We start from the raw sequence: 682 nt of genomic DNA, 5'->3' as shown, positions 1-682 counted from the left end.
GCCGACAGCGACCTGGTGCGTCAGCAAGAGATGACGCCGATCGTTGTCGGCAATCACCTAATTGTTCGTCAGGTCGGCGCTTTGTCGATCGATTGCATTGATATCGCAACAGGGCGTCTCCTCTGGTCCCATTTCGCTCCGGATATGGAAAGAAGCGTTGGGCTCGCGGAAGGAAAGTTCGTCTATCTAAATCGTCGCCAAGCGGTAGCACTCGATGTCGAAAGTGGCGAGGTCGCCTGGCGCAATGCCGACGATTGGCAAATTTATAGCGCCTCGATCGCCGGACCTTATCTGATCGAAGTGGCGGGGGAAGGACGGCGCAACGGCAACAGCAAGGAGATTGTGCCGTGGATTCGCTGGCTGTCGCTGGAGAGCGGCCAATGGATCGCCGGAGCGCCGCTGACGAAACTGACCGACAAAGATCCTCAGCTTGGCAAGCTACTGGTTCACCCGCAGGGAACGTTCGTCAGCCATCGTAACGAAGCGCGGGATTTGGACGTCCGGTTACATCGTTTGGCGGTCGATGGCGAGCCGCTGCCGCTAGGCGAATACCGCCAAGTGCCAGGCGCCAAAGAAATCTACCCGACGTTTGCCGCCGCTTGGGCGGGCCAGTTCCCTGGATGGCGATTTGCCACTGCAGAAACCTCTGGCGGTCAAACCGTGGTCGATCAGGAGGGGAAGC

Annotated in this window: 1 protein-coding gene; it reads left to right on the top strand. The window is 58.9% G+C overall.

What is annotated here, in order from left to right; all coding sequences use genetic code 11:
* On the top strand, window positions 1-682 hold a 682-nt coding region (locus C5Y96_RS27445; RefSeq protein WP_158261281.1), incomplete at both ends, for a hypothetical protein.

Origin of the sequence: Blastopirellula marina, assembly GCF_002967715.1 — a bacterium.
GTDB classification, from domain to species: domain Bacteria; phylum Planctomycetota; class Planctomycetia; order Pirellulales; family Pirellulaceae; genus Bremerella; species Bremerella marina_B.
Note: the sequence above shows the minus strand (reverse complement) of the source record. Positions and strands in the feature narration are given on the sequence as shown.